The organism is Sphingopyxis sp. Root154, assembly GCF_001427105.1.
Classification (GTDB): Bacteria; Pseudomonadota; Alphaproteobacteria; order Sphingomonadales; family Sphingomonadaceae; genus Sphingopyxis.
Window position 1 is genome coordinate 628199 of the sequence record NZ_LMGI01000003.1, and the last position, 23925, is coordinate 652123.

Genomic DNA, 23925 nt, shown 5'->3' on the forward strand with positions numbered 1-23925 from the left:
AAAACCGAGCCGCGCGATCAGCCGGGAAGTTCGCCAATCTTTGGAACCGTCTCCAGATCGGCGTCCCATCCGGCGCGGCTGTCACAACAGATATGCGCGGTCGGCCGGATATCGATCGCGCTGTCGATGCTTCCAGCCGGGACGACGAGCATCGCTCCCTGCATCACCTCGCGCGGCAGCCCCGACCCGCATTCGGAGCAAAAATCTCTTTGATGACGGGTCGCGGGAATACGATAGGACTTCACCTTGTCCTGCCCCGACAACCAGTTGAGCTTTGCCGTTGCCGAGAACAGATTCGCGCCATGCGCCGACCCGCTGCCCTTGCGGCATCGCGAACAATGGCAAAGATAGAAGGCGTCGAATTCGCCGACGATCTCGAAGCTGACACCCCCGCAAAGACACGCACCGGTAATCGTTCGGGTCATTCCGCCCCCTCCTGTTTCATGCTGGACGGTTGCCGAAGGAACCCGGCGACCGTGGATCGCTAACGCGCCCGAAAGTCCTTGGGGGTGAACAGCGACAGCGCCACGTCGCTAACCCCCACGACCGTTTCGAACCGCGAAACGACATCGGGGCCCAGCGCAAAGCCGCGGCCAAGGTTGATGCGAAGTTCATCTCCGGTGTCGGGATCCTCGGTCAGGATGAACACGCGCCCGCGCGCATCCTCGCGCCGTTCGAGCAGGCGCGCCATCTCCGCAATCGCATCGGGCAGCACGACGCGACAGGTCAGTTCCAGCGCTGCGGTCGCCGCCATTTCGGCCAGCGGTTGCGCGCCGCGCACCGTCACGCGCGGCGTTTCTTCGCCCTCGAGCAGGTCGAGCTCGACCGAAAGGATGGCGCAGCCGCCATCGGCTGCGAGCGCCTCCAATATCTTGCTCGCCTGCTCGTCGAAACAACTCGACTGGAATTGCCCGCTGCGGTCGGAAAGCGTCAGGTTGAGGAACCGATTGCCGCGCTGCGACACGCGTGGCCGCGCGCTTTCGACCATGCCCGCCATTGTCATAGGAATACGCGTGCCGGGCGTCATCTCGACGTTCGCGCAAATATCACCGTAGGTCCGGGCGCCGCGCGCCGAGATGATCGCTTCATATTGCTCGACCGGATGCGACGAGAAATAGAAGCCGAAGGCATCCTTCTCGCGCGTCATCCGCTCGGCGAGCGTCCACGGTTCCGCTGCGGGCAGTTGCAGCGCCGGTGCGATCGCGATGTCGCCGCCGAACAGGCCGCCCTGCCCTGTCGAGCGCTCGTGTGCCGAGCTGTTGGCACAGGCGAGCAGGCTCTCGGCACCGGCGAAGGCGCGCGGACGGTCGGGCTCGATAGGATCGAACGCCCCCGCCCCGGCCAGTGCCTCGATCTGGCGCCGGTTGAGCAGCTTGGGATCGATGCGGCTCGCGAAATCGTCGAGCGATGCGAAATCGCCCTTCGCGCGCTCGGCGACCAAGGCCTCCATCGCCTTCTCGCCAACGCCCTTGAGCGCACCGAGCGCATAACGGACCGTCAGCCCCCCCTCGGCCAAGCCCTCTCCGCTCCGCCCGACCGAGAAATCGGCTTCGCTGTCATTGACCGACGGCGGAGAGATCTCGACTTCGAGGCGCCGCATATCGTCGATGAAGATCGACAATTTATCGGTCTGGTGGCTGTCGAACGACATTGATGCCGCGAAAAATTCGTGCGGATAATGCGCCTTTAGCCACGCCGTCTGGTACGATAGCAGCGCATAGGCGGCGGCGTGGCTCTTGTTGAAGCCATAGCCCGCGAACTTGTCGATCAAGTCGAACAGCTCGTTCGCCGCCTTGGGCGCGATCTGGTTATGCTCGCCGCAGCCCTTGACGAACGTGTCGCGCTGAGCGTCCATCTCGGCCTGGACCTTCTTGCCCATCGCGCGGCGCAAGAGGTCGGCGCCGCCGAGGCTGTAGCCGGCGAGGATCTGCGCCGCCTGCATCACCTGTTCCTGATAGACGAAGATGCCATAGGTTTCGGCGAGGATGCCTTCGAGCAAGGGGTGCGGGTAAGCGATTGCTTCTCGCCCGTTCTTGCGCGCTCCGAACAGCGGGATATTGTCCATCGGCCCCGGACGATAGAGCGCGACGAGCGCGATGATGTCGCCGAAATTGGTCGGTTTCACCGCCGACAGCGTGCGCCGCATGCCTTCAGATTCCAGCTGGAACACCCCGACGGTCTCGCCGCGCTGGAGCAGTTCGTAGACCTTGGGCGTCGCGTCGGCGTCTTCCCATGGCAGCGCATCGAGATCGACGTCGATCCCGCGCAGCGCGAGCAGGCGACGCGCTTCCTTGAGCACCGACAGCGTCTTGAGACCGAGGAAGTCGAATTTGACCAGCCCCGCGCTCTCGACATATTTCATGTCGAACTGCGTCACCGGCATGTCCGAACGCGGGTCGCGATAGAGCGGGACGAGCTGGTCGAGCGGACGGTCGCCGATCACCACGCCCGCAGCGTGGGTCGAGCTGTGCCGCGGCAAGCCCTCGAGCTGGCGTGCCATATCGAACAGGCGGCGCACCCCGTCGTCCTGCTTGTACTCAGTCATCAGCTCGGCAACGCCGTTCAGCGCGCGCTCGAGCGTCCACGGATCGGTCGGATGGTTCGGCACCAGCTTGGCGAGGCGATCGACCTGACCATAGCTCATCTGGAGCACACGCCCCGTGTCCTTGAGCACCGCGCGCGCTTTCAGCTTACCGAAGGTGATGATCTGCGCGACCGTATCGCGGCCATATTTCTCCTGCACATAGCGGATCACTTCGCCGCGCCGCGTTTCGCAGAAATCGATGTCGAAGTCGGGCATCGACACGCGTTCGGGGTTGAGGAAGCGTTCGAACAGCAGGCCGAGCTTCAGCGGATCGAGGTCGGTGATCGTCAACGCCCACGCGACGACGCTGCCCGCGCCCGAACCGCGCCCCGGTCCCACCGGAATGTCGTGCGCCTTCGCCCATTTGATGAAGTCGGCAACGATCAGGAAGTAGCCCGGGAACCCCATCTGGGTGATGACGTCGACTTCGAAATCGAGGCGCGTGACATAGGCTTCACGCTCCTCGTCGGTCAGCTCGGGATAATGCGCGAGCCGCGCGTCGAGACCCGCATGCGCGTCGGCCTTGAGCTGTGCCGCCTCGCCCTCGCGGTCGCCGGCGAGGCTCGGCAGGATCGGCGCGCGCTTCGGCGCCATGAATGCGCAGCGCTGTGCGACGACGAGCGTGTTGCGGATCGCCTCGGGCAGATCCGAAAAGGCGTCTTCCATCGCCTCGGCCGGTTTCAGCCAGGCTTCCGGGCTCGAAACGCGGCGGTCCTCGCTCTCGACATACGCCGACTGCGCAATGCACAGCATCGCATCGTGCGCGGGGTGGAAATTGGGTTCGACAAAGTTCGCGGGGTTGGTCGCGACGATCGGCAGCGCGCGCGCATAAGCCAGATCGATCAGCGCCGCTTCGGCCGCGATCTCGGTCGCATCGCCGCGCCGTGACAGTTCGATGTAGAGCCGCCCGCTGAACAGCGCCTCCAATTGCTCGACATAGTCGTCGGCCGCGCTCTTCTGCTCGCCCGCGAGCAAACGCGCGAGCGCACCCTCGCCGCCGCCGGTGAGGCAGATCAGCCCATCGGTCCTGCCCGCGATGTCGGACAGCAGCACATGCGGGTCCTGCTCGACCGGGCGGCCGAGATGTGCCGCCGAAACCAGTGCGCACAGATTGTCATATCCGGCATTGTCCTGCGCATAGAGCGCCAGCCAGTCGATCAGCGGCGCGCCGTTCGCGAGCCGCTGCCCCGGGCGCGCGACGCTCAGCAGCGTGCCGACGATCGGTTGCACGCCCGCCGCCTTGCACGCCTCGCCGAATGCCATGACGCCGTAAAGGCCGTTGCGATCGGCGACTGCGATCGCCGGAAACCCGCGCTCGCGCGCAGCCTTGGCGATCAGCTTGGGCTCGATCGCCCCCTCCAGCATGGTGAAACTGGAAAAGACGCGCAGGGGGACAAAGGGGCTGAAGGCCATCAGATGACGCTACAGTGACAGCACTGATTCTGCCAAGGCTTAACCCAGCAGTTCCTCGATCTCTTTGCGCAATTGCTCGGGCTTGGTCGTCGGCGCGTGGCGCGACACTGTCCTGCCTTCGCGGTCGACAAGGAATTTGGTGAAATTCCACTTGATCCCGCTGCCGAGCAGCCCGGTCTTTTCCTTCTTCAAATGCTTGAAGATCGGATCGGCATCGTCGCCATTGACGTCGATCTTCGCCATCAGCGGGAAACTGACGTCGTAGGTCAGCGAACAGAAATTCGCGATTTCCGCCGCATCGCCCGGCTCCTGCGCACCGAACTGATTGCATGGAAAGGCGAGGATCTCGAGCCCGCGGTCCTTATAGTCGCGGTAAAGCTCCTCCAGCCCCTCATATTGCGGGGTGAAGCCGCATTTCGACGCGGTGTTGACGATCAGCAGCACCTTTCCGCGATAGTCGGCCAGCGATTGGGCGCCGCCGCCGGGCAGCTTCGCCGAAAGATCGTACAATGACATAGTCCGTCCCCTTCTTGTCGCGCGAGCCTACGCCTCGATCCGCCCGTCGTGCAAGCGCAGCACGCGGTCCATCCGCGCCGCGAGCCGCTCATTGTGAGTCGCGACGAGCGCGGCCGAGCCATGATCGCGCACCAGCTTGACGAACTGGTCGAACACCCGATCCGCCGTCGCCTCGTCGAGATTGCCGGTGGGCTCGTCGGCGAGGACCAACAAGGGCCGGTTCGCGAGCGCGCGTGCCACCGCGACGCGCTGCTGCTCGCCGCCCGACAGCTTGCTCGGCTTGTGATGCAATCGTTCGGCCAGCCCCAGCCGTCCGAGCAGGTCTGCAGCGCGTTCCTCGGCCTCAGCTTGCCCGGCCCCGCGGATCAACTGCGGCAGGATCACATTCTCGATCGCGTTGAAATCGGGGAGCAAGTGGTGGAACTGATAGACGAAGCCGATCTTCTCGCGCCGCGTCTTCGTCCGCTCGCCCTGATCATATCGCGTGACGTCATGGCCGTCGATGCTGATCGTTCCGTCGAATCCGCCTTCGAGCAGGCCCACGGCCTGCAACATCGTCGACTTTCCCGACCCCGACGGCCCGAGGAGCGCGACGATTTCGCCGCGCTTCAGATGGGCATCGACCCCACGCAGCACGTCGATGGTGACGTCGCCCTGCGTAAAGCTGCGTTTGAGCGCATGCAGTTCGAGGATCATGTCACTCATAACGCAGCACCTGCACCGGATCGGTGTTCGCCGCCTTGAACGCCGGATAGAGCGTCGCGAGGAAGCTGAAGACGATCGCCATCACCGCGATCCCGGTGATCTCGAACGGGTCGGGTTTCGACGGCAATTCGGTAAGGAAGCGGATCGAGGGGTCCCACAAGGGCTGGCCGGTCAGGAACTCTACCCCGCGCAGCACGCCGGCACGGAAATAGAGCAGCCCGAAACCGAAGCCCATGCCGACGAGCGTCCCCGCGACGCCGATCGATACACCGATCGTCATGAAGATACGCAGCACCGCATCGCGCGGCGCCCCCATCGTGCGCAGGATCGCCATGTCGCGCGTCTTCGCCCGCACCAGCATGATCAGAGACGAGACGATATTGAATGCCGCCACCAGCACGATCAGCGACAGGATGACGAACATCGCCACCCGTTCGATCGACAGCGCTTCGAACAGGCTGGCGTTCATCGACCGCCAGTCGGATACAACCGCCTGCGCCGCGACCTTTTCGGCGAGCGGCCGCAATATCTCGCCGACCTTGTCGGGGTCGGTGGTCTTGATCTCGATCATCCCGACCTGATCGCCGGTCAAGAGGAGCAACTGTGCATCTTCCATCGGCATCACGACATAGGCTTTGTCGAAATCATAGACGCCAATCTCGAAAATAGCCGAAATGCGATAGCTGATTTCGCGGGGCACGGTGCCGAATGGCGTCGAGCGGCCCGCCGGATTGATGATCGTCAGGTTCGACCCGACGGTTGCGCCAAGGTTGCGCGCCAGCTCGCTACCGATCGCGATATTGCCCGATCCGGCGGTCAGCGTGTCGAGGCTGCCCTGCAGCACCTTGCCGTTCAGCGTCTCGTTCTTGCGGATGTCGGGCACCAGCATACCGCGCACCAAAATGCCCTCGACGCGCCCGCTGAAGGTGCCGAGCAACGGCTGCTCGATCAGCGGCGTCGCCGAAACGACGCCCGGCGTCGCCTTCGCCTGTCTCAGTACGTCCTGCCAGTCGTCGAGCCGCCCCCCAAATCCCTGCACCACCGCATGGCCGTTGAGCCCGACGATCTTGTCGAACAGGTCGCTGCGCACGCCGTTCATCACGCTCATCACGATCACCAGCGCCGCGACGCCCAGCGTGACCGCCATAAAGCTGAACGCCGCCGCGACGAAGATGAACCCTTCGCCGCGCTGCGGAAGCATATAGCGTTTGAAGATGGTGCGTTCGTACGGACGCAGGATCATGGAGCGATGTGCCTTTGCGGCGCATGAGGAATGACACGCATAGCGCCGCTTTAAGCAGCGCCGGCACCGCTGGCAATGGCCGCCGGCATGGCGTCAAACGGCAAATGATTTGCGGAATGTGTTGCCGATAGGTCACAGCGCCCGGCAAAAGCAGGGCCAAGTGCCCGTCAGAGAGTGACAAAGCCCCCCTGCGGACCTACCCACGCTGCTTCTGGTTCAACGCGGCCCAAAGGCCCGGCTCCAGGGAGTGCAGACCTTTCGCCGGGTCTGCAACAAAGGGGGATGGCGAGTGTTCGTCACAGGCGCCCGGGTTTCGCAAAGCGAGGCCCGGGCGTTGTGATTCCGGCCAATCACAACGCACTTCAAATTCGTCATTCCCGCAAAAGCGGGAACCCGGCGAGCCTTTGTTATCCCTCGCTCTCGCTGATATCTTCCAGCATATCGGCATCGAGCACACGCACGCGTCCCTGCTCCAGCGAAATCACGCCCGACTCTTCCCAGCTCTTGAGCTGGCGGTTGATATGCTCGCGGCTCATACCCGCGAAATTGCCAAGCTCGGTCTGGCTGAGCTCGACGCGGTGCGACGCCTCGACATCCTTGCGAATCAGGCGCTTGAGATAGCGCGCGAGCCGCGGGCCGGACGCATAGGCGCGGTCGCTCTCGATCGTCTGGTCGGCGGTGCGCAGCCGCCGCGCAAGCTGCTGCATCAGCGACCATGCGAATTCGGGGTGGCTCGCGGCGAAATCCTTGAGCGCATTGCGGCCAAGCTGCAACGCGCTACCCGCGCTTGTCGCGGTTACCGATGCGGTGCGTTCGCCGCCGTCGAGCAAGGCGATCTCGCCCAGGATCGCGCCGGGTTCGGCATAGGCGAGCACGATTTCGCGGCCGCCCGAGGTCAGCATCGACACGCGCGCGGTGCCTTCGGTCAGGATCAGCATCATGTCGCCCGGGTCGCCCTGGACGAGCAATTCCTTACCCTTGACGAAATTGACATGCACCGCCCGGCTCGCGATTTCGGCCCAATCTTCGACCGAGAGCCCGGAAAAAATGCTGTCGGGGCCCTGCAACTCGGCGAGTCTCGCGTGATCCATTCCCCTACACCCCTTTTGCCCCGGTCTAGACCAGCCGGCTCTGTTTCACCGCCGCTTCGATGAAACCCGCAAACAAGGGATGCGGATCGAACGGCTTCGATTTGAGTTCCGGGTGGAACTGCACCCCGATAAACCACGGATGGTCCGGGCGCTCAACGATTTCCGGCAACATGCCGTCGGGCGACATGCCCGAAAAGACGAGACCGCCCTTCTCGAGCTGCTCGCGATAGGCGTTGTTGACCTCGTAGCGGTGACGATGCCGCTCGCTGATGTCGTTCGCGCCATAGACGCTCGCGACATGGCTGTTCGGCGACAGTTTCGCTTCATAGGCGCCCAGCCGCATCGTGCCACCCAGATCGGTGTCGGCGCCGCGCTTCTGCAAGCCTTCGTCGCTCATCCACTCGGTGATCATGCCGACGACAGGCTCGTCGGTCGGGCCGAATTCGGTGCTCGATGCGTCGGCGATACCGCTCGTGTTCCGCGCCCCCTCGATGCACGCCATTTGCATGCCGAGGCAGATGCCGAAGAAGGGCACATTGCGTTCGCGCGCGAAACGCACGCTCGAAATCTTGCCTTCGGAGCCGCGCTCGCCGAAGCCGCCGGGGACGAGAATGCCGTGCATCGGTTCGAGATTGGCGGCGAGATCCTCGTCGCGCTCGAACATTTCGGCATCGAGCCAGCGGATGTTGACCTTGACCCGGTGCGCCATGCCGCCGTGGACCAGCGCTTCGTTCAGTGACTTATACGCGTCGGGCAGCGAAACATATTTGCCGACGACGCCGATAGTGACTTCGCCTTCGGGATGCTGTTTGCGGTCCATGATGTCGTACCAGCGCGACAGGTCGGGCGCGGGCGCGTCCTTGATGCCGAACGCACGCAAAACCTCGCTGTCCAGCCCCTCGCCATGATATTGGACCGGGACGGAATAGATGCTGTCGGCGTCGAGTGCGGGGATGACCGCTTCCTTGCGGACGTTGCAGAAGAGCGCGATTTTGGCGCGCTCGGTCTCGGGCAGCGGCTTTTCGCAGCGGCAGAGCAGGATATCGGGTTGAACGCCGAGCGACGCCAGTTCGCGCACGCTGTGCTGCGTCGGCTTGGTCTTCAGTTCGCCCGCGGCCGCGATGTACGGCACCAGCGTGACATGCACCGAGATCGCATTTTCGCGCCCCTCTTCATTCTTGAGCTGGCGGATCGCTTCGATGAAGGGCAGCGATTCGATATCTCCGACGGTGCCGCCGATTTCGCACAGCACGAAATCGAGGTCGTCGATGTCGGTGCGCGCGAATTCCTTGATCGCGTCGGTGACGTGCGGGACGACCTGCACCGTCGCGCCCAGATAGTCGCCGCGGCGCTCCTTGGCGATGATGCCCTGATAGATGCGGCCCGAGGTGACATTGTCGCTCTGGCGCGCTGCAACGCCGGTAAAGCGTTCATAATGCCCCAAGTCGAGGTCGGTTTCGGCGCCGTCGTCGGTCACATAGACCTCGCCGTGCTGATAGGGCGACATCGTGCCCGGATCGACGTTCAGATACGGATCGAACTTCCGGATACGGACGCGATATCCACGCGCTTGCAGCAAAGCCGCGAGGCTAGCCGCCATCAAACCTTTGCCAAGCGAGGAGACCACGCCGCCGGTGATAAAAATGAACCGCGCCATGGGAGGAAAGACTTACTCAACGGGAGGGGGACGGCGCAAGCCGTCGAATCGCATCCGGCGGAAATATTTTCCGCCGGGCGGGTTTAAGGTGGAGGCCGAAGCCGCCGGTTATTTCTTGGCGGGCGGTGCCTGAGCGGGAGCCGGGGCGGCTTCCTGGCTTGCAGCAGCGGCTGCGGCTGCGGCTGCCAACGGATCGTCGCTCGCCGGCGCTGTGCCAGCAGGGGCCGGCTGCGTCGCGCCGGTTAGCGACGAGGCCGGAGCCGCGCCACTCGTCTGCGCCGTTTTCGACAGCGAAGTGTCGATCGTCGAACCGCTGCGGCCAACCGAGGCCATCGCCGCAAGCACGATCGACAGTGCGACGAAAGCCGTCGCAAGGATCGTCGTCGCACGGGTCATGAAATCCGCCGCGCCGCGCGCCGAAAGCAGGCCCGCGGGGCTGCCGCCGACGCCCAGACCGCCACCTTCCGACTTCTGCATCAAAATGACGCCGATCATCACCGCGGCGACGAGCGCCTGCAGGACGAGGATGAAGGTGAAGAGACTGGACATCATATTTTCCCGAACTTGCGCGGCCTCAAACGGACCGCGCCCGCGGCGCACATAGAGACGAAGCGGCTTCGCTTCAACCCGCGAGTGTCGCCGCTGCCGCGATGATTGGTACGAACTTGGCAGCCGTCAGGCTGGCGCCGCCCACCAACGCACCATCGACGTCACCGACATCCAGCAGTTCGGCGGCGTTCTCGCCATTGACCGACCCGCCGTACAAAATACGCATATCCTCTGCCGCGCCGCCGAACCGCGCCGCCAGTGCCCCACGGATCGCACCATGCATTGCCGCGACATCGGCGGCCGTCGGCACCAGCCCGGTCCCGATCGCCCAGATCGGTTCATAAGCGATGGCAAGGCGATACGGGTCGAAGCTTTCGGGCACCGATCCAGCGATCTGCGCGAGGACATAGTCGATAGCACCGCCCGATTCGCGGACCTCGCGCGGTTCGCCGACGCACAGGATCATCGACAAGCCGGCGGCAAGGCCAGCTTCGGCTTTCGCGCGCACGTCGGCGTCGCTTTCGGCGAAGCCTTCGCGGCGCTCGCTATGCCCGACGATCACGACGCTCGCGCCGATGTCGGCGAGCATCGCCGCCGCGACCGATCCGGTGAAGGCGCCCGAGGAAGCGCTATGGCAATCCTGTCCGCCGACCGCTTTCCCCGGCGCGGCAGCGACCATCGCGCCTATTAGCGTGAAGGGCGGGCAGATCGCGACGTCGACGGCGGCATGCTCGTCCGCCGCGGCAAAGATCGCCTGCGCTTCGCCTATTGCCGCCGAAAGCCCGTTCATCTTCCAGTTGCCGACCACATATTTGCGCCGCGTCATTTATCTGCGTCTCCCTCTATTCGAACCTTGCCCCCGCCCTAGCGGCGCACGGGCGCGATAGGCAAGCCGCGTCGCGCACAGGCGATAAAGCCCCTTTCCGGCCTTGATGCGGCCCCGCCTCCCGCCTAAAGCAGCGCGCAATCGCGCGTGACCCGCGCCCTGCCGGAAAGAATGCCTGCTCCATGATTACCGCTATCCGCGCCATGTTTTCCTCGACGATCGGCAAATTCCTTGCCCTCGGCTTCGTCGTCCTCGTCGGCCTCGCCTTCGCGCTGGGCGATGTGACGGGCAATTCGAGTTTCGGCGGGCTCGGCGGCGCCAATGTCGCCAAGGTCGGCAGCGAACAGATCGGCGTCGGCGAACTGCGCGACCGCGCGCGCCAGGCTTATGATCAGGCGCGGCAGCGGCAACCGGGCCTGACGATGGCCGCGTTCGTTGAAGCGGGCGGGCTCGACCAGGTGCTCGATCAACTCGTCGAGGGGAGCGCCTTCGACCAGTTCGCGACCGACATGGGTTTCAGCGTCAGCAAGCGGCTGATCGACGGGCGCATCGCCGATCTGCCCGCCTTTGCCGGCGTATCAGGCAAGTTCGACCAGAAGGTCTTCGAGAATTTCCTGCGCCAGAACGGCCTCACCGAAACGCAGCTTCGTCGCGACCTGCGCCAGCAGCTGCTGATCGAGCAGCTCGCCGCACCGATCGCCATGATGCCCCGCATCGCGCCGGGCATGGCCCAGCCCTATGCCGCGCTGCTGATGGAACAGCGTCGCGGGCAGGCGACCTTCATTCCGGCGAGCCCCTTCGCGCCGACCGCCGATCCCGGCGACGCCGCGCTGAAGACGTTCCTGTCGCAGAATACCGCCAAGTTCACCGTCCCCGAGCGCCGCGTGATCCAGTACGCGCTGTTCGACCGCGCCGCAGTGCCGGTGCCCGCCGTCACCGACGCCGAAATCGCCAAGGTCTACAAGGACAATGCCGCGCAATATACCGCGAGCGAGACGCGCCGCTTCGCGCAGGTGATCGTCCCCGATCAGGCCGCAGCCACCGCGTTGGCCGCCAAGGTTCGCGGCGGGACTCCGCTCGCCGCCGCGGCGCAGGCCGCGGGCCTCTCGGCTTCGACCACCGGCGACCTGACCCAGTCGGCCTTTGCCGCGACGAGCAGCGCCGCGGCGGCCAAGGCCGCCTTCGCCGCCAGGCGGGGCGACCTGATCGGCCCGACGCAGACCGGCCTCGGCTGGACCGTCGCGCGCGTCGAGGATGTGACCGCGAAGCCCGCGCGCAGCCTCGCCGACGCCAGCGCCGAGATCCGCACTGAGCTTGCCAAGAACAAGGCGAACGAGGCGATCGTCGACTATTATAACGCGATCCAGGACGCCGTGAACGGCGGCGCGTCGGTCGAGGAAGTCGCCGCCGACCGCAAGCTCCAGCTTGTCGAGACGCCCGCAATCCTGCCCAGCGGCCGCGCCCCCGCCCAGCCCGCTTTCGTCCCGGCGCCCGAGCTGGCACCGCTCGTCGCACAGGCTTTCCAGGCCGCCGGCGAAGGCGAAGGCCATATCGCCACGCTCGTCGAGAATGAGAAATTCGCCGTCTATGCCGTGAAATCGATCACCGCCGCGGCGCCGCCGCCGTTCGCGCAGATTCGCGGCGACTTGCTCAGCGAATGGCGTTTTGCCGAGGGGCAGAAGGTCGCCCGTGGGAAAGCCCGCGCGATCGTCAAGGCGGTCGAAGGCGGCAAGAGCCTGAACGAAGCCGTCGCCGCTGCCGGCCCAAATATCGGCAATGTCCAGACGATCGGCGGCCGCCGCGCCGAACTCGGTGCTGGCGGCAAGCCCGTTCCGCCCGAACTTGCCCTGCTCTTCTCGATGGCGAAGAACAGCGTCAAGACGCTCGAAATCCCCGGTAACCGCGGCTGGATGGTGATCGCGCTCAACGACGTTCAGCGCCCCGATCCGAAAGCGATCGAGCCGGCACGCGTCGCCGCGATCGCGCAGCCGCTCGCCCCCGCCTTCGGCAATGAACTGATCGAGCAGCTCGCCGCCGAAGCCAAGCGCCGTGTGGGCGTGACGATCAACAAGGATCTCGTCAACCAGCTGCGCGCCGAGCTGACCGGCACCGCGCCGGTCTCCGAATAAGGGTGAGCCTCGAAGGCAGAGCAACAGCGCTCGAAGCGCTGGCGCAGGGCCGCGGCGCGGTCGTCTGGCAGCGGCTGATCGCCGACATCGAAACCCCCGTTTCGGCGGCGCTCAAGCTGATCGAGCCGGGGCGCGGAGACTGGGTGCTCGAATCGGTCGAAAGCGGCGAGACGCGCGGGCGCTACAGCCTGCTCGGACTCGACCCCGACCTGATGTTCGAAGTCACCGGCGACGCCGCGCGGATCAACCGCGACTGGCGCCGCGACCGCGAGGCGTTCGAGCCGCTCGCCACCCCTGCGCTGCAGGCGCTGCGCGATCTCGTCGCCGAATGCCGCTTCGACGTGCCAGAGGGGCTACCCAAGGCGCTCGCGACGCTCGTCGGCTTCTTCGCCTATGAAACGATCGGCCTCGTCGAGCGCATCCCGCGCGCGCCGGGGCCGGGTCTCGGCCTTCCCGACATGGTGTTCGTGCGCCCGACGGTTATCCTGGTGTTCGACCGCCTCGCCGACGAACTCTTCCTGATCGCGCCGATCTGGCCCGATCCGGAGGGCGCCATCGACCGGATGATCGAGGCGGCACAGGACCGGCTCGACACCATCGCCGCGCGCCTGTCGAGCGTCAGCGCCCACGCCGAGCGCGCCGCGACCGACGCGCTGCCGACCGATATCGCCGCAAACGCCGCAACGACCCCCGCGCATTTCGCCAGGATGGTCGCGACCGCGAAGGACTATATCGCCGCGGGCGACATTTTTCAGGTCGTGCTGTCGCAGCGTTTCTCGACGCCGTTCGACCTGCCGCCCTTCGATCTTTACCGCGCGCTTCGCCGCATCAACCCCTCGCCCTTCCTCTATTTCCTCGACCTGCCCGGGTTCGCGCTGATCGGCTCGTCGCCCGAGATCCTGGTCCGGGTCAGGGACGGCGAAATCACCATCCGCCCGATCGCCGGCACCCGCCCGCGCGGCCGTACCAGCGCCGAGGATGTCGAGAACCGCGAGAGCCTGCTCGCCGACCCCAAGGAACGCGCCGAACATCTGATGCTGCTCGACCTCGGCCGCAACGACGTTGGCCGCGCTGCAATCGGCGGCAGCGTCACGGTGACCGACAGCTACACCGTCGAATTCTACAGCCACGTCATGCACATCGTCTCGAACGTCATCGGCCGCATCGCGCCCGACAAGGATGCAATCGACGCGCTGTTCGCGGGCTTCCCGGCGGGCACCGTCAGCGGCGCGCCCAAGGTCCGCGCGTGCCAGATCATCGCCGAACTCGAAGCCGATGCGCGCGGGCCTTATGCCGGCGGCGTCGGCTATTTCGCGCCCGACGGCAATATGGACAGCTGCATCGTGCTGCGCACCGCGATCGTCAAGGACGGCGAAATGCATGTGCAAGCAGGCGCGGGCATCGTTGCCGACAGCGACCCCGCCTATGAACAGCGCGAATGCGAGGCCAAGGCGGGCGCGCTCTTCGCCGCAGCGCGCGAGGCGGTGCGGCTCGCGGGTACGCCGGGGTACGGGCAATAACTTGACCTGATCGGGCCGCGCGCTAGCGTCCCGCCATGCACAAACTCCTCGCTCCGCTCGCCCTGCTGTTCGCCAGCGTCACGCCAGCCCATGCCCAGACTGTCGAAGGAGCCGTCGAAGGCGACGCGATCCTCAAGGATTTCACCTTCGCCACGGGCGAAAAACTGCCCGAACTCAAGATGCATTATACGACGCTCGGCACGCCGCAGCGCGACAAAAAGGGCCATGTTACCAATGCGGTGATGATCCTCCACGGCACCGGCGGTACGGGGAAACAATTCTTCCAGCCGCAGTTCGCGAACGAATTATTCGACCCCGGCCAGCTGCTCGACACGAAAAAATATTACATCATCCTGCCTGATAATATCGGTCACGGCGGCTCGTCAAAGCCGAGCGACGGCATGCGGATGAACTTCCCCAAATATGATTATGACGACATGGTCAGCGCGCAGTACCGGATGCTCACCGAGAAGCTCGGCGTGCAGAAACTGAAGCTGATCCTGGGCACGTCGATGGGCTGTATGCACGCCTTCGTCTGGGGCGAGACCTGGCCCGATTTCACCGAAAAGCTCGCGCCCTTCGCGTGCCTGCCCGTCGAGATCGCGGGTCAGAACCGTATGTGGCGCGTGCTGTCGATCGACGCGATCAAGGCCGATCCATCGTGGAACGGCGGCAATTACACCGACCCACCCGCGGCGGGCCTGCGCACCGCAGCATCGCTCAGCCTGATCGCAGGCGCCAATCCTTACGCGCTGCAGGCACAATATCCGACGCGCGAAGCAGCGGAGAAATACAAGGATGAGGCTTTCGCCCGCACCTACGGCCGCAACGACGCGAACGACACCATCTATCAGCTCGACAGCTCGCGAACGTATAATCCCTGGCCGAACCTCGAAAAGATCAAGGTGCCGGTGCTCTGGATTAACTCGGCCGACGATTTCATCAACCCGCCCGCCTATGGCATCACCGAAAAGGCCGCGGCGCGCCTGAAGACGACGACCTTCATCCTCATCGCGGCGAGCCCCGAAACCAGGGGGCACAGCACCCACACCTGGGCGAAATTCTGGAAGGACGACCTTGCGAAACTGATGGCCCAGTAACACAGCCCCTTCGTCATTCCCGCGAAAGCGGGAACCCAGCGAGCAGCCGTGCCAACTGGGTTCCCGCTTTCGCGGAATGACGAAGTTGGGTTTGGGTGCAGAAAAGCTTCTATCCCTTCCCCAACCCCGGCAAAATCGTTAGTGCGCCCCCATGATCCTCGTCATCGACAATTATGATAGCTTCACCTTCAACCTCGTTCATTATCTGATCGAGCTGGGAGTCGACGTGCGTGTCGAGCGCAACGATGCGCTGACTGCGAGCGACGCGCTCGCGACCGGCGCCGACGCGATCCTCATATCTCCCGGCCCCTGCACCCCGAACGAAGCGGGGATCAGCCTCGATCTCGTCGCTGCCTGCGCCGAAGCGTCTCGTCCGTTGCTCGGTGTGTGCCTCGGGCATCAGGCGATCGGCCAGCATTTTGGCGGCACCGTCCAGCGCGGCCATCTGATGCATGGTAAGACCTCGCCCGTCTGCCACGACAACAGCGGGCTTTACGCCGGCCTGCCCTCGCCTTTTCAGGCGACGCGCTATCACAGCCTCGAAGTCGTCGACATTCCCGCCGATCTCGTGATCAACGCGACCAGCGACGACGGCGCGGTCATGGGCTTCCGCCATGTTGAATTGCCGATCCACGGCGTTCAGTTCCACCCCGAAAGCATCGCGACCGAACATGGTCATGCGATGCTCGCCAATTTCCTGAAAATCGCGGGGTTGCCGGTCGGCGAACGGAAAGCCGCATGAGCCGCTTCGGTCCGTTTCCCGACCCCGCCGGGTTGCTCGAACATGACGAGGCGGCCGATGCCTTCGCCACGATGCTCGATGGCGGTGCCAGCGACGAAAATATCGTCGAATTTCTGACCGCGCTCTCCGACCGCGGCGAAACGATGGTCGAAATCGCCGCCGCTGCACAGGCGATGCGCGACCGGCTGATCCCGATCGACGCGCCCGCAGGCGCGATCGACGTTTGCGGCACCGGCGGCGATGGCCATCATACGCTCAACGTCTCGACCGCGGTGTCGATCGTCGTCGCGGCCTGCGAGGTTCCGGTCGCAAAGCACGGAAATCGTGCGGCTTCTTCCAAATCTGGTGCGGCCGATACTTTGGAAGCTCTTGGGCTCGATATGGAGCGAGCCGACCGGCAAGCCGAGGAACAGCTCGCCGACCTCGGCATCTGCTTTCTCTTCGCCGGAACGCGCCATCCGGCGATGAAGCGTATCATGCCGATCCGCAAGGCGATCGGGCGGCGCACGATCTTCAACCTGATGGGCCCGCTCGCCAACCCCGCGCGCGTCACGCGCCAGCTCGTCGGCATCGCACGCCCCGCCTATGTCCCAGTCTATGCCGAGGCGCTGCATCGGCTCGGCACCGAGCATTCACGTGTTATTTCGGGCGACGAGGGGCTCGACGAACTGTCGCTTGCTGGTGGCAACGAGGTGGCGGTGATCTTGCCCGAAGGCGTACGCATGCAGCGCAGCGTGGCCGCGGATGCGGGTCTCCCGACGCGGTCGCTTGAAGAAATCCGCGGCGGCGACGCCGAATATAATGCCAAGGCGCTGCGCAGCCTGCTTCAGGGCGAGCCGGGAGCGTACCGCGATGCGGTGCTCTACAATGCCGCCGAAGCGCTCGTTGTCGCGGGTGCGGCAGAAACGCTGCTCGAAGGCGTCGAGGAAGCCGCCGAAGCGATTGACAAGGGTCTTGCCAACGCGCTGCTCAACTGCTGGATCGCCTATAAATGAACAAGCTCACCCAAATCCTTGCCACCAAGGCCGACGAAGTCGCCGAGCGCCGCGCCTCGCGCTCCCTGGCGGACCTCGATTCGATCGACGCTGGTCCGGTGCGCGGCTTCGCTGCTGCATTGCGGGCAAAGATCGACGCGGGCGACTTCGGCCTGATTGCCGAAGTAAAGAAGGCTTCGCCGTCCAAAGGACTGATAAGACAGGATTTTGATCCTGCCGATCACGCCCGTGCCTATTCCGCCGGCGGGGCCGCGTGCCTCTCGGTCCTGACCGACGCGCCTTATTTTCAGGGGCATGAGGATTATCTGATCGCAGCGCGTGCGGCGTGCCCGCTTCCCGCGCTGCGCAAGGATTTCATGGTCGACCCCTGGCAGGTCGCCGAAGCCCGCGCGATCGGCGCCGACGCGATCCTGATCATCGTCGCCGCGCTCGAAGATGGCGTGATGCGCGAGATCGAGGCCGCAGCGATCGAGCGCGGCATGGACGTGCTGGTCGAGGTGCATGACGAAGCCGAACTCGACCGCGCGCTGGCCCAGCTCGAGTCGCGGCTGATCGGTGTGAACAACCGCGACCTGCGTACCTTCGAAACCGACCTCGCGGTTACCGAACGCCTTGCAAAGCTGGTCCCGCCGGGCAGCTTGCTCGTCGGCGAAAGCGGCATCGCGAGCCATGCCGACTGCGAAAGATTGGCGGAAAGCGGCGTCCGCGCCTTTCTCGTCGGTGAAAGCCTGATGCGCGAGGATGACGTCACGGCGGCAACGCGTACGTTGCTCACGGGCGACGCAGCGTGACGCGGCCGACGCACCTCGACGAAAGCGGGGCTGCGTCAATGGTCGATGTCGGCGCCAAACCCGCAACGCAGCGCCGTGCGGTCGCCGGTGGCCGCATCACCATGTCGCCATCCGCGCTCGAAGCGATCCGCAGCGGCAATGCGCCCAAGGGCGACGTTCTGTCGACCGCACGCATCGCCGGGATCATGGCTGCGAAACGCACCGCCGACCTCATCCCGCTCTGCCATCCGCTTGCGCTGACCAAGATTGGCGTCGATTTTGCATGGGAAGACAGCGGCATATCGGTTTCTGCTACCGCACAGACGACCGGCCCGACCGGGGTCGAGATGGAGGCGCTCACGGCCGCGTCGGTTGCGCTGCTCACGCTCTACGACATGGCGAAGGCGCTAGACCGCGCGATGATAGTCGGCGACATCCGCCTGCTCGAAAAGAGCGGCGGGCGCTCGGGCGACTGGCGCGCCGAATGAGCGAACTGCTTCCCGTCGAGGAAGCGCAAGCCCGGCTGCTCGCGCTGCGTGCGCCGCTAGCGAGCGAAAATATCGCCTTTTCCGAATCGCTTGGCCGTTATCTTTCAAACGATGTCGTCGCTTTGCGCGACCAGCCCGCCGCTCCCATGTCGGCGATGGACGGTTATGCAATCCGTTTCGACGACCTGCCCGGGCCATGGTCGGTCATCGGCGAAGCCGCCGCCGGGGCCGCGCCGGAACGCATCGTAGAATCCGGCGAGGCAATGAGGATTTTCACCGGCGCGATGCTTCCCGCCGGCGCCGACACGGTGATCGTTCAGGAGGACGTCGCACGCGACGGCGCGCGGTTGACCCTGATGGGCGATGGCCCCGGAGCGTATGGTCGCCATATCCGCGCGCGCGCTATCGATTTCGCGACGGGAGATTGCCTGCTGCCGGCGGGCGCGCGCCTGACCCCGGGTGCGATCGCCGCCGCGGCGATGAGCGGCGCGAGCCAGCTTGTCGTCGGCCGCCGTCCGCGCGTCGCGATCCTCACGACCGGTGACGAACTCGTCCAGCCGGGACACCCGCTCGCCCCCGGCCAGATTCCCGACAGCAATGGCGCGATGCTCGCCGCGATGCTCGTCGGCGAGGTCGCCGAAGCCATCTTGCCGCACCATATCCGCGACGATCGCTCGACACTTGCCAAGCTTCTCGAGGAATTGGCGCGACGTCACGACGTCATCGTCACGGTGGGCGGCGCCTCGGTCGGCGATCACGACCATGTCCGTGGCGCGCTCGAAGACGCCGGCGGTCAGCTCGATTTCTGGAAAATCGCAATGCGCCCGGGCAAGCCGCTGATCGCCGGGACGATCGGCGATGCGATCCTGCTTGGCCTGCCCGGCAATCCGTCGTCAGCATATGTCACCGCGACGCTGTTCCTCCTGCCGCTCGTCCGCCACCTCGCCGGCGCACGCGATCCTTTTCCCGCCATGCATCGGGCGCCGCTCGCCGCGGCGCTGGCCGAGGGCGGGACGCGCCGCGACTATCTCCGCGCGCGACTCGAAGGGGGACGGCTGACTCCGCTCTTCGGGCAGGAGAGCGGTCTCACGCTGCCGCTCGCATCGGCCAATGCCTTGTTGATCCGCGAGATTGGCGCGCCCGCCCGCACGGCAGACGACATGGCGGACTATATCGTCATCGCTTGACAAGTTCCGCTTTGTTCCACTATCGTTCTCTCTATGTCCGGAATTGGCATCATGGAGAACGACCGATGTTGACCGCAAAGCAGCATGAGCTGCTCCACTTCATCCAGGAACGTCTCGACACGAGCGGCATCTCGCCATCGTTCGAGGAGATGAAGGAGGCGCTGGGCCTGAAGTCGAAATCGGGCATACACCGTCTGATAAGTGCTTTGGAAGAAAGAGGTTTTCTCCGCCGCCTGCCCAACCGCGCACGCGCGCTGGAGGTGCTCAAGGTGCCCGAAGCGGCCAAGCCTGTACGCAATGATCGCGACAATATCGTCCCGCTGCGCAAGCCTGCTCCCGCGCTACGGCCGATCGCCGCCAACGACATCATCGAGGTGCCGCTGCATGGCAAGATCGCCGCCGGCGTCCCGATCGAGGCGTTCGAAGAACATAATAATCTGGCGGTTCCCGCCGCACTGCTCGGCTCGGGCGAACATTATGCGCTCGAAGTGTCGGGCGACTCGATGGTCGAGGCGGGCATCTTCGACGGCGATTATGCGCTGATCCAGAAAGCGAGCACCGCGCGCGAAGGCGACATCGTCGTCGCGCTCGTCGACGGGCAGGACGCAACGCTCAAATATTTCCGCCGCGAAGGACAGATGATCCGCCTCGACCCGGCGAATGCCGCCTACGAACCGCAGCGCTACCCCGCAGATCGCGTCATCGTGCAGGGCCGCCTATCGGGATTGCTTCGTCGTTACCACTAAGCTGCTGCGGCAAACGCCACGGATGCCCGTCGCCCGCACGCAGCGTGGCGACCGCTTCGGGCTTTTCGCCCAGATAAAGCGCCAGCCCGCCGCTTGTGGCAAGACTGTCGCGATCGATCGTCCTCCAACGCCCCACGCATTCGCGCGGTAACCAGCGGTCGCTGATCACGACGTCGGCCGCGGCACAGGCCGCCGCCATCTCGGCACCCTCGATCCGGTCGCGGCCACGCGAGGCGAGGATGATGCGCCGCGCGGAACCTGCGCCTTGGCTCCAGCGGCAGAAATCGCGATTGCATTCGACGTGATCGAGATCGGTGAGGGCGGTGAGCGGAGCATCGACTCCGGCGGCTTCGGCCATGCTGTCGCGCACATAGTCGCCCGCCCTGTCGCGGAGCAGCGCATAGCTGCCGTCGGGCAACGCGGCTGCGATATGGCGGCCGTCACTCGTGACAAGCAGGTCGGGGCGCGGCTGGACAAGCAGCGCCGCCATGCCGATCGCCAACGGGACCGCGCCGACGCGGCGCCACCCTGTCTTCCAAAGCAGCAGCCAGAGCCCGCCGAATACCGCCAGGGCAAAGCCCCAGCGCGGAAAACTCGGCATCATGGCGACCGCACCCGGTGCGTCGGCGACACCGTGCGCCAGCCCTATCAGCGCAAGCAGGGCTTGTTCGGTGATCCACCAGAAGGGTGCGCCGAGCCCGACGCTGTCGAAAAGCAAAGCGAGCGCCTCGGCGGGCATGATGACGAAGGTCGTCAGCGGGATTGCGACCACGTTGGCGAGCGCGCCGTACAGCCCCGCCTTGTGGAAATGGAACAGCGCGATCGGCGCGAGTGCCACTTCGACGACAAGGCCGGTCAGGAGCAATCCCGCAACGGCCCTGCCGAAACGAACCGGCCAGGGCTCCTCGCGGCGCATCAGAAAAGATCGCATCGGGCGGCTTTCGTGCAGCGCGATGATGGCGGTGACCGCCGCGAAGCTCAGCTGGAAGCTGGGTCCGGCAAGCGATTCGGGCCGCCAGACCAATACGATCAACGCGCCCGCCGCAACCAGCCGCAGCGTCAGCGCCTCGCGCCCCATGAGGAAGGCGACGAGGATGAGCAGCGCGGCGATAAACGAGCGCAGCGTCGGCACCTCCGCCCCTGCCAGCCAGGTATATCCTCCGCCAGCGAGCGCCCCGGCAGCGGCAGCAAGCGGCAGGACATAACCCGCCAGCGCAAGCCGCCGGCTCAACGCGAACAATCGCAACGTCAGAAACATCGCAAAACCGACAACGGCGGTTACATGCAACCCGCTGATCGACAGAAGATGCGCCAGTCCGCTGCGGCGCATCGCCTCCTCGTCCGCTTCGCTGATCGCGCCGCGGTCGCCCGTCACCAGCGCCGCGGCGATGCCCCCCGCCGACCCATCGACCCGCCCATGGATATGCGCGCTGAGCCGCGCGCGCAGCGGCGGCGTTGTCGCCCCCGCTCCCGGCGCCCGCGAAACGTCGCCCAGCACCGTCCCGACCGCTCCGATCCGGTCGAACCAGGCCCGCTGTGCGAAATCATACCCTCCAGGCAGGCTCGCCGTCGGTGGCGGCATCAGCCGCGCCCTGACCCCGATTGTTTCGCCGTCGGTAAGCGTCGCCGCCTGCTCGCTACGCAGCGTCAACCGCACGCGCGGCGGCAGGTCGGCACGGTTCTGCGGTAGAGCGAGAATACGAATTTGCCCCTTGGCGGGCAGCGGTTCGGCGCGCTCGACGATCGCGGAGAATTCGGTCACGACCGGTCCCGCCAGCACCGGCGCCGCGACCCAGACGGCGCGCGTCCAGATCAGCAGCACGCCCGCCGCCATCACGCCGCACCCCACGACAACAAGCCGTCCGAGGCGGCTTTGCCAGCCGATCAACAGCCCCCCGCACAAGCCGCCCGCGAGCAAGAGCAGCAACCCGATCCAGTGCGCCTTCGCGGGCAGCGCGAACCAGGCCGCGATACCGGCGCCGAGCGCGACCGGCAGCCAGAGCCCGATCCGCTCGCGCTCCGCTTCCAGCCGCGCTTCCAGCGCGTCGCCCGCGCCGCGCCAGATACTTGTCCAGCGTACGGCAATGGGCGTTTGAAGCTGCCTTGTCGCCATGCTAGGGGCTCCCCCGATCCCCGCCCAGAAGAGCGGCAAATTGAGTGAAAGAGGCCATCGTGGCAACCGAAAACCAAACCAAAGTGGCAGAAGCGACCCCCAAGACAACCGGCGAGGCAACCGGCGCCGACGTGGTGACGCGCTTTGCCCCCTCGCCGACCGGTTTCCTGCACATCGGCGGCGCGCGCACCGCCTTGTTCAACTGGCTGTTCGCGCGGCATCACGGCGGGAAATTCCTGCTGCGGATCGAAGATACCGACCGTGCGCGTTCGACCGACGCGGCGATCGACGCGATCATCGACGGGATGCAGTGGCTCGACCTCGATTGGGATGGCGAGACGGTGTTCCAGTTCGCGCGCGCACCGCGCCATGCCGAGGTTGCCGCGGAACTGCTCGCGAAAGGCGAAGCCTATCGCTGCTACCTGACGCAGGACGAACTCGCCGCGATGCGCGCCGAGGCGCAGGAAAAGCGCCTGCCCTTCCGCGTCCGCAGCCCGTGGCGCGACCGCGACGACGGCGATCCGTCGGTTCCGCACGTCGTCCGCCTGCGCGCACCACAGGACGGCGCAGCGACCATCGTGGACAAGGTTCAGGGCGAGGTGACCGTCCAGAATGCCGAACTCGACGATTTCGTCCTGCTGCGCAGCGACGGCACGCCGACCTATATGCTCAGCGTCGTCGTCGACGATAATGATATGGGCGTGACGCACGTCATCCGCGGCGACGACCATCTCAACAATGCGTTCCGCCAGCTCGCGCTGATCCGGTCGATGAACTGGCGCGAGCCGGTCTATGCGCATGTCCCGCTCATCCACGGTGCCGACGGCGCGAAATTGTCGAAGCGCCACGGCGCGCTCGGGGTCGACGCGTATCGCGATGAAATGGGCTATCTGCCCGAAGCGGTGAACAATTATCTCCTCCGCCTCGGCTGGGGACATGGCGACGACGAGATCATCAGCCGCGAACAGGCGACCGAGTGGTTCGACCTCGCGCATGTCGGCCGTTCTCCGTCGCGTTTCGATTTCAAAAAGCTCGAGAATCTGAACGGCCATTATCTCCGTGAGGCCGACGATGCCCGGCTCGCCGCTCTGGTCGCGCCGCGGGTCGAAAATCTGGTTGGCCGTGCACTGGACGGCGTGGATCGCGATCTGCTGACGCGTGCGATGGAGTCGCTGAAACCGCGTGCCAAGACGCTCGACGAAATCGCCGATGGCGCGATTTTCCTGTTCCAACCCGACCCGTTGCCGGTGGACGAAAAGGCGGCCGAGGTGCTAAAGGCCTCGCCCGAAGGCTTGCTTGCCGCCGTGACAGAGCGGCTGCGCGGGCTGAACGACTGGACGATAGAAGAGCTGGATGCGGCCGTGCGCGCCGAAGCCGAAGCCGCCGAACTGGGGCTCGGAAAACTCGCGCAACCCCTACGCGCTGCACTAACCGGCCGAACCATTTCCCCGGGAATTTTCGACGTGCTGCTGTTGCTCGGACGAGATGTCAGTCTGGCCCGACTTGACGCAGCGCAACATTATCCGGCAGGGGCGTAGCCACTCTCTCTCC

At 65.3% G+C, this 23925-nt stretch carries 20 protein-coding genes; 10 read left to right on the forward strand and 10 right to left on the reverse strand.

All coding sequences use genetic code 11. From position 1 onward, the window contains the following. Positions 1-17 precede the first annotated feature (17 nt). From ASD73_RS18500 to tpiA, 9 genes are all read right to left on the reverse strand, one after another. The gene (locus ASD73_RS18500; protein ID WP_056374730.1) at positions 18-425 is read right to left on the reverse strand and encodes a GFA family protein; all 408 of its coding nucleotides are present in this window, start codon (positions 423-425) and stop codon (positions 18-20) included. Between the two features lie 59 nt (positions 426-484). Next, positions 485-3997 carry a DNA polymerase III subunit alpha gene (dnaE, locus tag ASD73_RS18505; protein ID WP_056374731.1) on the reverse strand — a complete coding sequence of 1171 codons (3513 nt, stop codon included), beginning with the start codon at positions 3995-3997 and terminating at the stop codon, positions 485-487. A gap of 39 nt (positions 3998-4036) precedes the next feature. Further along, positions 4037-4513, reverse strand: a complete 477-nt coding sequence (locus tag ASD73_RS18510; RefSeq protein ID WP_056374733.1) for a glutathione peroxidase — start codon at positions 4511-4513, stop codon at positions 4037-4039. Positions 4514-4540: 27 nt separating this feature from the next. After that, complete coding sequence (locus tag ASD73_RS18515; protein ID WP_056374736.1) at positions 4541-5218, reverse strand: ABC transporter ATP-binding protein; 678 nt, start codon at positions 5216-5218, stop codon at positions 4541-4543. Beyond that, positions 5211-6461: a lipoprotein-releasing ABC transporter permease subunit gene (locus ASD73_RS18520; RefSeq protein ID WP_056374738.1), complete on the reverse strand. Its 1251-nt coding sequence runs from the start codon at positions 6459-6461 to the stop codon at positions 5211-5213. The genes ASD73_RS18515 and ASD73_RS18520 overlap by 8 nt, the downstream gene beginning before the upstream one ends. Before the next feature lie 407 nt (positions 6462-6868). Next, entirely contained in the window at positions 6869-7552 is a 684-nt protein-coding gene (locus ASD73_RS18525) for a Crp/Fnr family transcriptional regulator (protein WP_056374741.1), read from the reverse strand. Between the two features lie 25 nt (positions 7553-7577). Continuing rightward, a complete protein-coding gene (locus tag ASD73_RS18530; RefSeq protein WP_056374742.1) occupies positions 7578-9209 on the reverse strand; it encodes a CTP synthase in 1632 nt (543 codons plus the stop codon). 108 nt (positions 9210-9317) lie between these two features. Further along, positions 9318-9761: a preprotein translocase subunit SecG gene (secG, locus tag ASD73_RS18535; protein ID WP_056374744.1), complete on the reverse strand. Its 444-nt coding sequence runs from the start codon at positions 9759-9761 to the stop codon at positions 9318-9320. A gap of 70 nt (positions 9762-9831) precedes the next feature. Beyond that, positions 9832-10584 carry a triose-phosphate isomerase gene (gene tpiA, locus ASD73_RS18540; RefSeq protein WP_056374746.1) on the reverse strand — a complete coding sequence of 251 codons (753 nt, stop codon included), beginning with the start codon at positions 10582-10584 and terminating at the stop codon, positions 9832-9834. A 182-nt stretch (positions 10585-10766) separates the two neighbouring features. Here tpiA and ASD73_RS18545 point away from each other — a divergent pair, with 182 nt between their 5' ends. From ASD73_RS18545 to lexA, 9 genes are all read left to right on the forward strand, one after another. Further along, the gene (locus ASD73_RS18545; protein WP_082521680.1) at positions 10767-12713 is read left to right on the forward strand and encodes a peptidylprolyl isomerase; all 1947 of its coding nucleotides are present in this window, start codon (positions 10767-10769) and stop codon (positions 12711-12713) included. Between the two features lie 2 nt (positions 12714-12715). Next, on the forward strand, positions 12716-14233 hold the full coding sequence (locus ASD73_RS18550; protein ID WP_056374750.1) for an anthranilate synthase component I family protein: 1518 nt from the start codon (positions 12716-12718) through the stop codon (positions 14231-14233). Positions 14234-14268: 35 nt separating this feature from the next. Then, complete coding sequence (locus ASD73_RS18555) at positions 14269-15333, forward strand: alpha/beta fold hydrolase (RefSeq protein ID WP_056374752.1); 1065 nt, start codon at positions 14269-14271, stop codon at positions 15331-15333. 151 nt (positions 15334-15484) lie between these two features. Then, positions 15485-16075: an anthranilate synthase component II gene (locus ASD73_RS18560; RefSeq protein WP_056374754.1), complete on the forward strand. Its 591-nt coding sequence runs from the start codon at positions 15485-15487 to the stop codon at positions 16073-16075. Next, positions 16072-17070: an anthranilate phosphoribosyltransferase gene (gene trpD / locus ASD73_RS18565; protein WP_056374756.1), complete on the forward strand. Its 999-nt coding sequence runs from the start codon at positions 16072-16074 to the stop codon at positions 17068-17070. The genes ASD73_RS18560 and trpD overlap by 4 nt, the downstream gene beginning before the upstream one ends. Further along, entirely contained in the window at positions 17067-17861 is a 795-nt protein-coding gene (gene trpC, locus ASD73_RS18570; RefSeq protein WP_056374758.1) for an indole-3-glycerol phosphate synthase TrpC, read from the forward strand. The genes trpD and trpC overlap by 4 nt, the downstream gene beginning before the upstream one ends. After that, a complete protein-coding gene (moaC, locus tag ASD73_RS18575; RefSeq protein ID WP_056374760.1) occupies positions 17858-18328 on the forward strand; it encodes a cyclic pyranopterin monophosphate synthase MoaC in 471 nt (156 codons plus the stop codon). The genes trpC and moaC overlap by 4 nt, the downstream gene beginning before the upstream one ends. After that, entirely contained in the window at positions 18325-19515 is a 1191-nt protein-coding gene (locus tag ASD73_RS18580; RefSeq protein WP_056374762.1) for a molybdopterin molybdotransferase MoeA, read from the forward strand. Before moaC ends, ASD73_RS18580 begins: the two co-directional genes overlap by 4 nt. Before the next feature lie 65 nt (positions 19516-19580). Further along, positions 19581-20261: a transcriptional repressor LexA gene (gene lexA / locus ASD73_RS18585; RefSeq protein ID WP_056374764.1), complete on the forward strand. Its 681-nt coding sequence runs from the start codon at positions 19581-19583 to the stop codon at positions 20259-20261. Here the strand turns inward: lexA and ASD73_RS18590 are convergent. Continuing rightward, entirely contained in the window at positions 20215-22374 is a 2160-nt protein-coding gene (locus ASD73_RS18590; RefSeq protein ID WP_056374766.1) for a ComEC/Rec2 family competence protein, read from the reverse strand. The two genes, lexA and ASD73_RS18590, sit on opposite strands and share 47 nt — an antisense overlap. A gap of 83 nt (positions 22375-22457) precedes the next feature. On the opposite strand from ASD73_RS18590, the gene gltX reads away from it, so the two are divergent. After that, positions 22458-23912 carry a glutamate--tRNA ligase gene (gene gltX / locus ASD73_RS18595; protein ID WP_056375269.1) on the forward strand — a complete coding sequence of 485 codons (1455 nt, stop codon included), beginning with the start codon at positions 22458-22460 and terminating at the stop codon, positions 23910-23912. The last annotated feature ends 13 nt before the right edge of the window (positions 23913-23925 follow it).

What these genes read in the sequence shown, in the direction of transcription:
- secG (WP_056374744.1), bottom strand. Translation starts at nt 9,761, where the DNA reads ATGATGTCCAGTCTCTTCACCTTCATCCTCGTCCTGCAGGCGCTCGTC.
- dnaE (WP_056374731.1), bottom strand. Translation starts at nt 3,997, where the DNA reads ATGGCCTTCAGCCCCTTTGTCCCCCTGCGCGTCTTTTCCAGTTTCACC.
- ASD73_RS18525 (WP_056374741.1), bottom strand. Translation starts at nt 7,552, where the DNA reads ATGGATCACGCGAGACTCGCCGAGTTGCAGGGCCCCGACAGCATTTTT.
- ASD73_RS18510 (WP_056374733.1), bottom strand. Translation starts at nt 4,513, where the DNA reads ATGTCATTGTACGATCTTTCGGCGAAGCTGCCCGGCGGCGGCGCCCAA.
- ASD73_RS18590 (WP_056374766.1), bottom strand. Translation starts at nt 22,374, where the DNA reads ATGGCGACAAGGCAGCTTCAAACGCCCATTGCCGTACGCTGGACAAGT.
- ASD73_RS18520 (WP_056374738.1), bottom strand. Translation starts at nt 6,461, where the DNA reads ATGATCCTGCGTCCGTACGAACGCACCATCTTCAAACGCTATATGCTT.
- ASD73_RS18560 (WP_056374754.1), top strand. Translation starts at nt 15,485, where the DNA reads ATGATCCTCGTCATCGACAATTATGATAGCTTCACCTTCAACCTCGTT.
- ASD73_RS18500 (WP_056374730.1), bottom strand. Translation starts at nt 425, where the DNA reads ATGACCCGAACGATTACCGGTGCGTGTCTTTGCGGGGGTGTCAGCTTC.
- lexA (WP_056374764.1), top strand. Translation starts at nt 19,581, where the DNA reads ATGTTGACCGCAAAGCAGCATGAGCTGCTCCACTTCATCCAGGAACGT.
- trpD (WP_056374756.1), top strand. Translation starts at nt 16,072, where the DNA reads ATGAGCCGCTTCGGTCCGTTTCCCGACCCCGCCGGGTTGCTCGAACAT.
- tpiA (WP_056374746.1), bottom strand. Translation starts at nt 10,584, where the DNA reads ATGACGCGGCGCAAATATGTGGTCGGCAACTGGAAGATGAACGGGCTT.
- ASD73_RS18545 (WP_082521680.1), top strand. Translation starts at nt 10,767, where the DNA reads ATGATTACCGCTATCCGCGCCATGTTTTCCTCGACGATCGGCAAATTC.
- ASD73_RS18555 (WP_056374752.1), top strand. Translation starts at nt 14,269, where the DNA reads ATGCACAAACTCCTCGCTCCGCTCGCCCTGCTGTTCGCCAGCGTCACG.
- ASD73_RS18580 (WP_056374762.1), top strand. Translation starts at nt 18,325, where the DNA reads ATGAGCGAACTGCTTCCCGTCGAGGAAGCGCAAGCCCGGCTGCTCGCG.
- ASD73_RS18530 (WP_056374742.1), bottom strand. Translation starts at nt 9,209, where the DNA reads ATGGCGCGGTTCATTTTTATCACCGGCGGCGTGGTCTCCTCGCTTGGC.
- trpC (WP_056374758.1), top strand. Translation starts at nt 17,067, where the DNA reads ATGAACAAGCTCACCCAAATCCTTGCCACCAAGGCCGACGAAGTCGCC.
- ASD73_RS18515 (WP_056374736.1), bottom strand. Translation starts at nt 5,218, where the DNA reads ATGAGTGACATGATCCTCGAACTGCATGCGCTCAAACGCAGCTTTACG.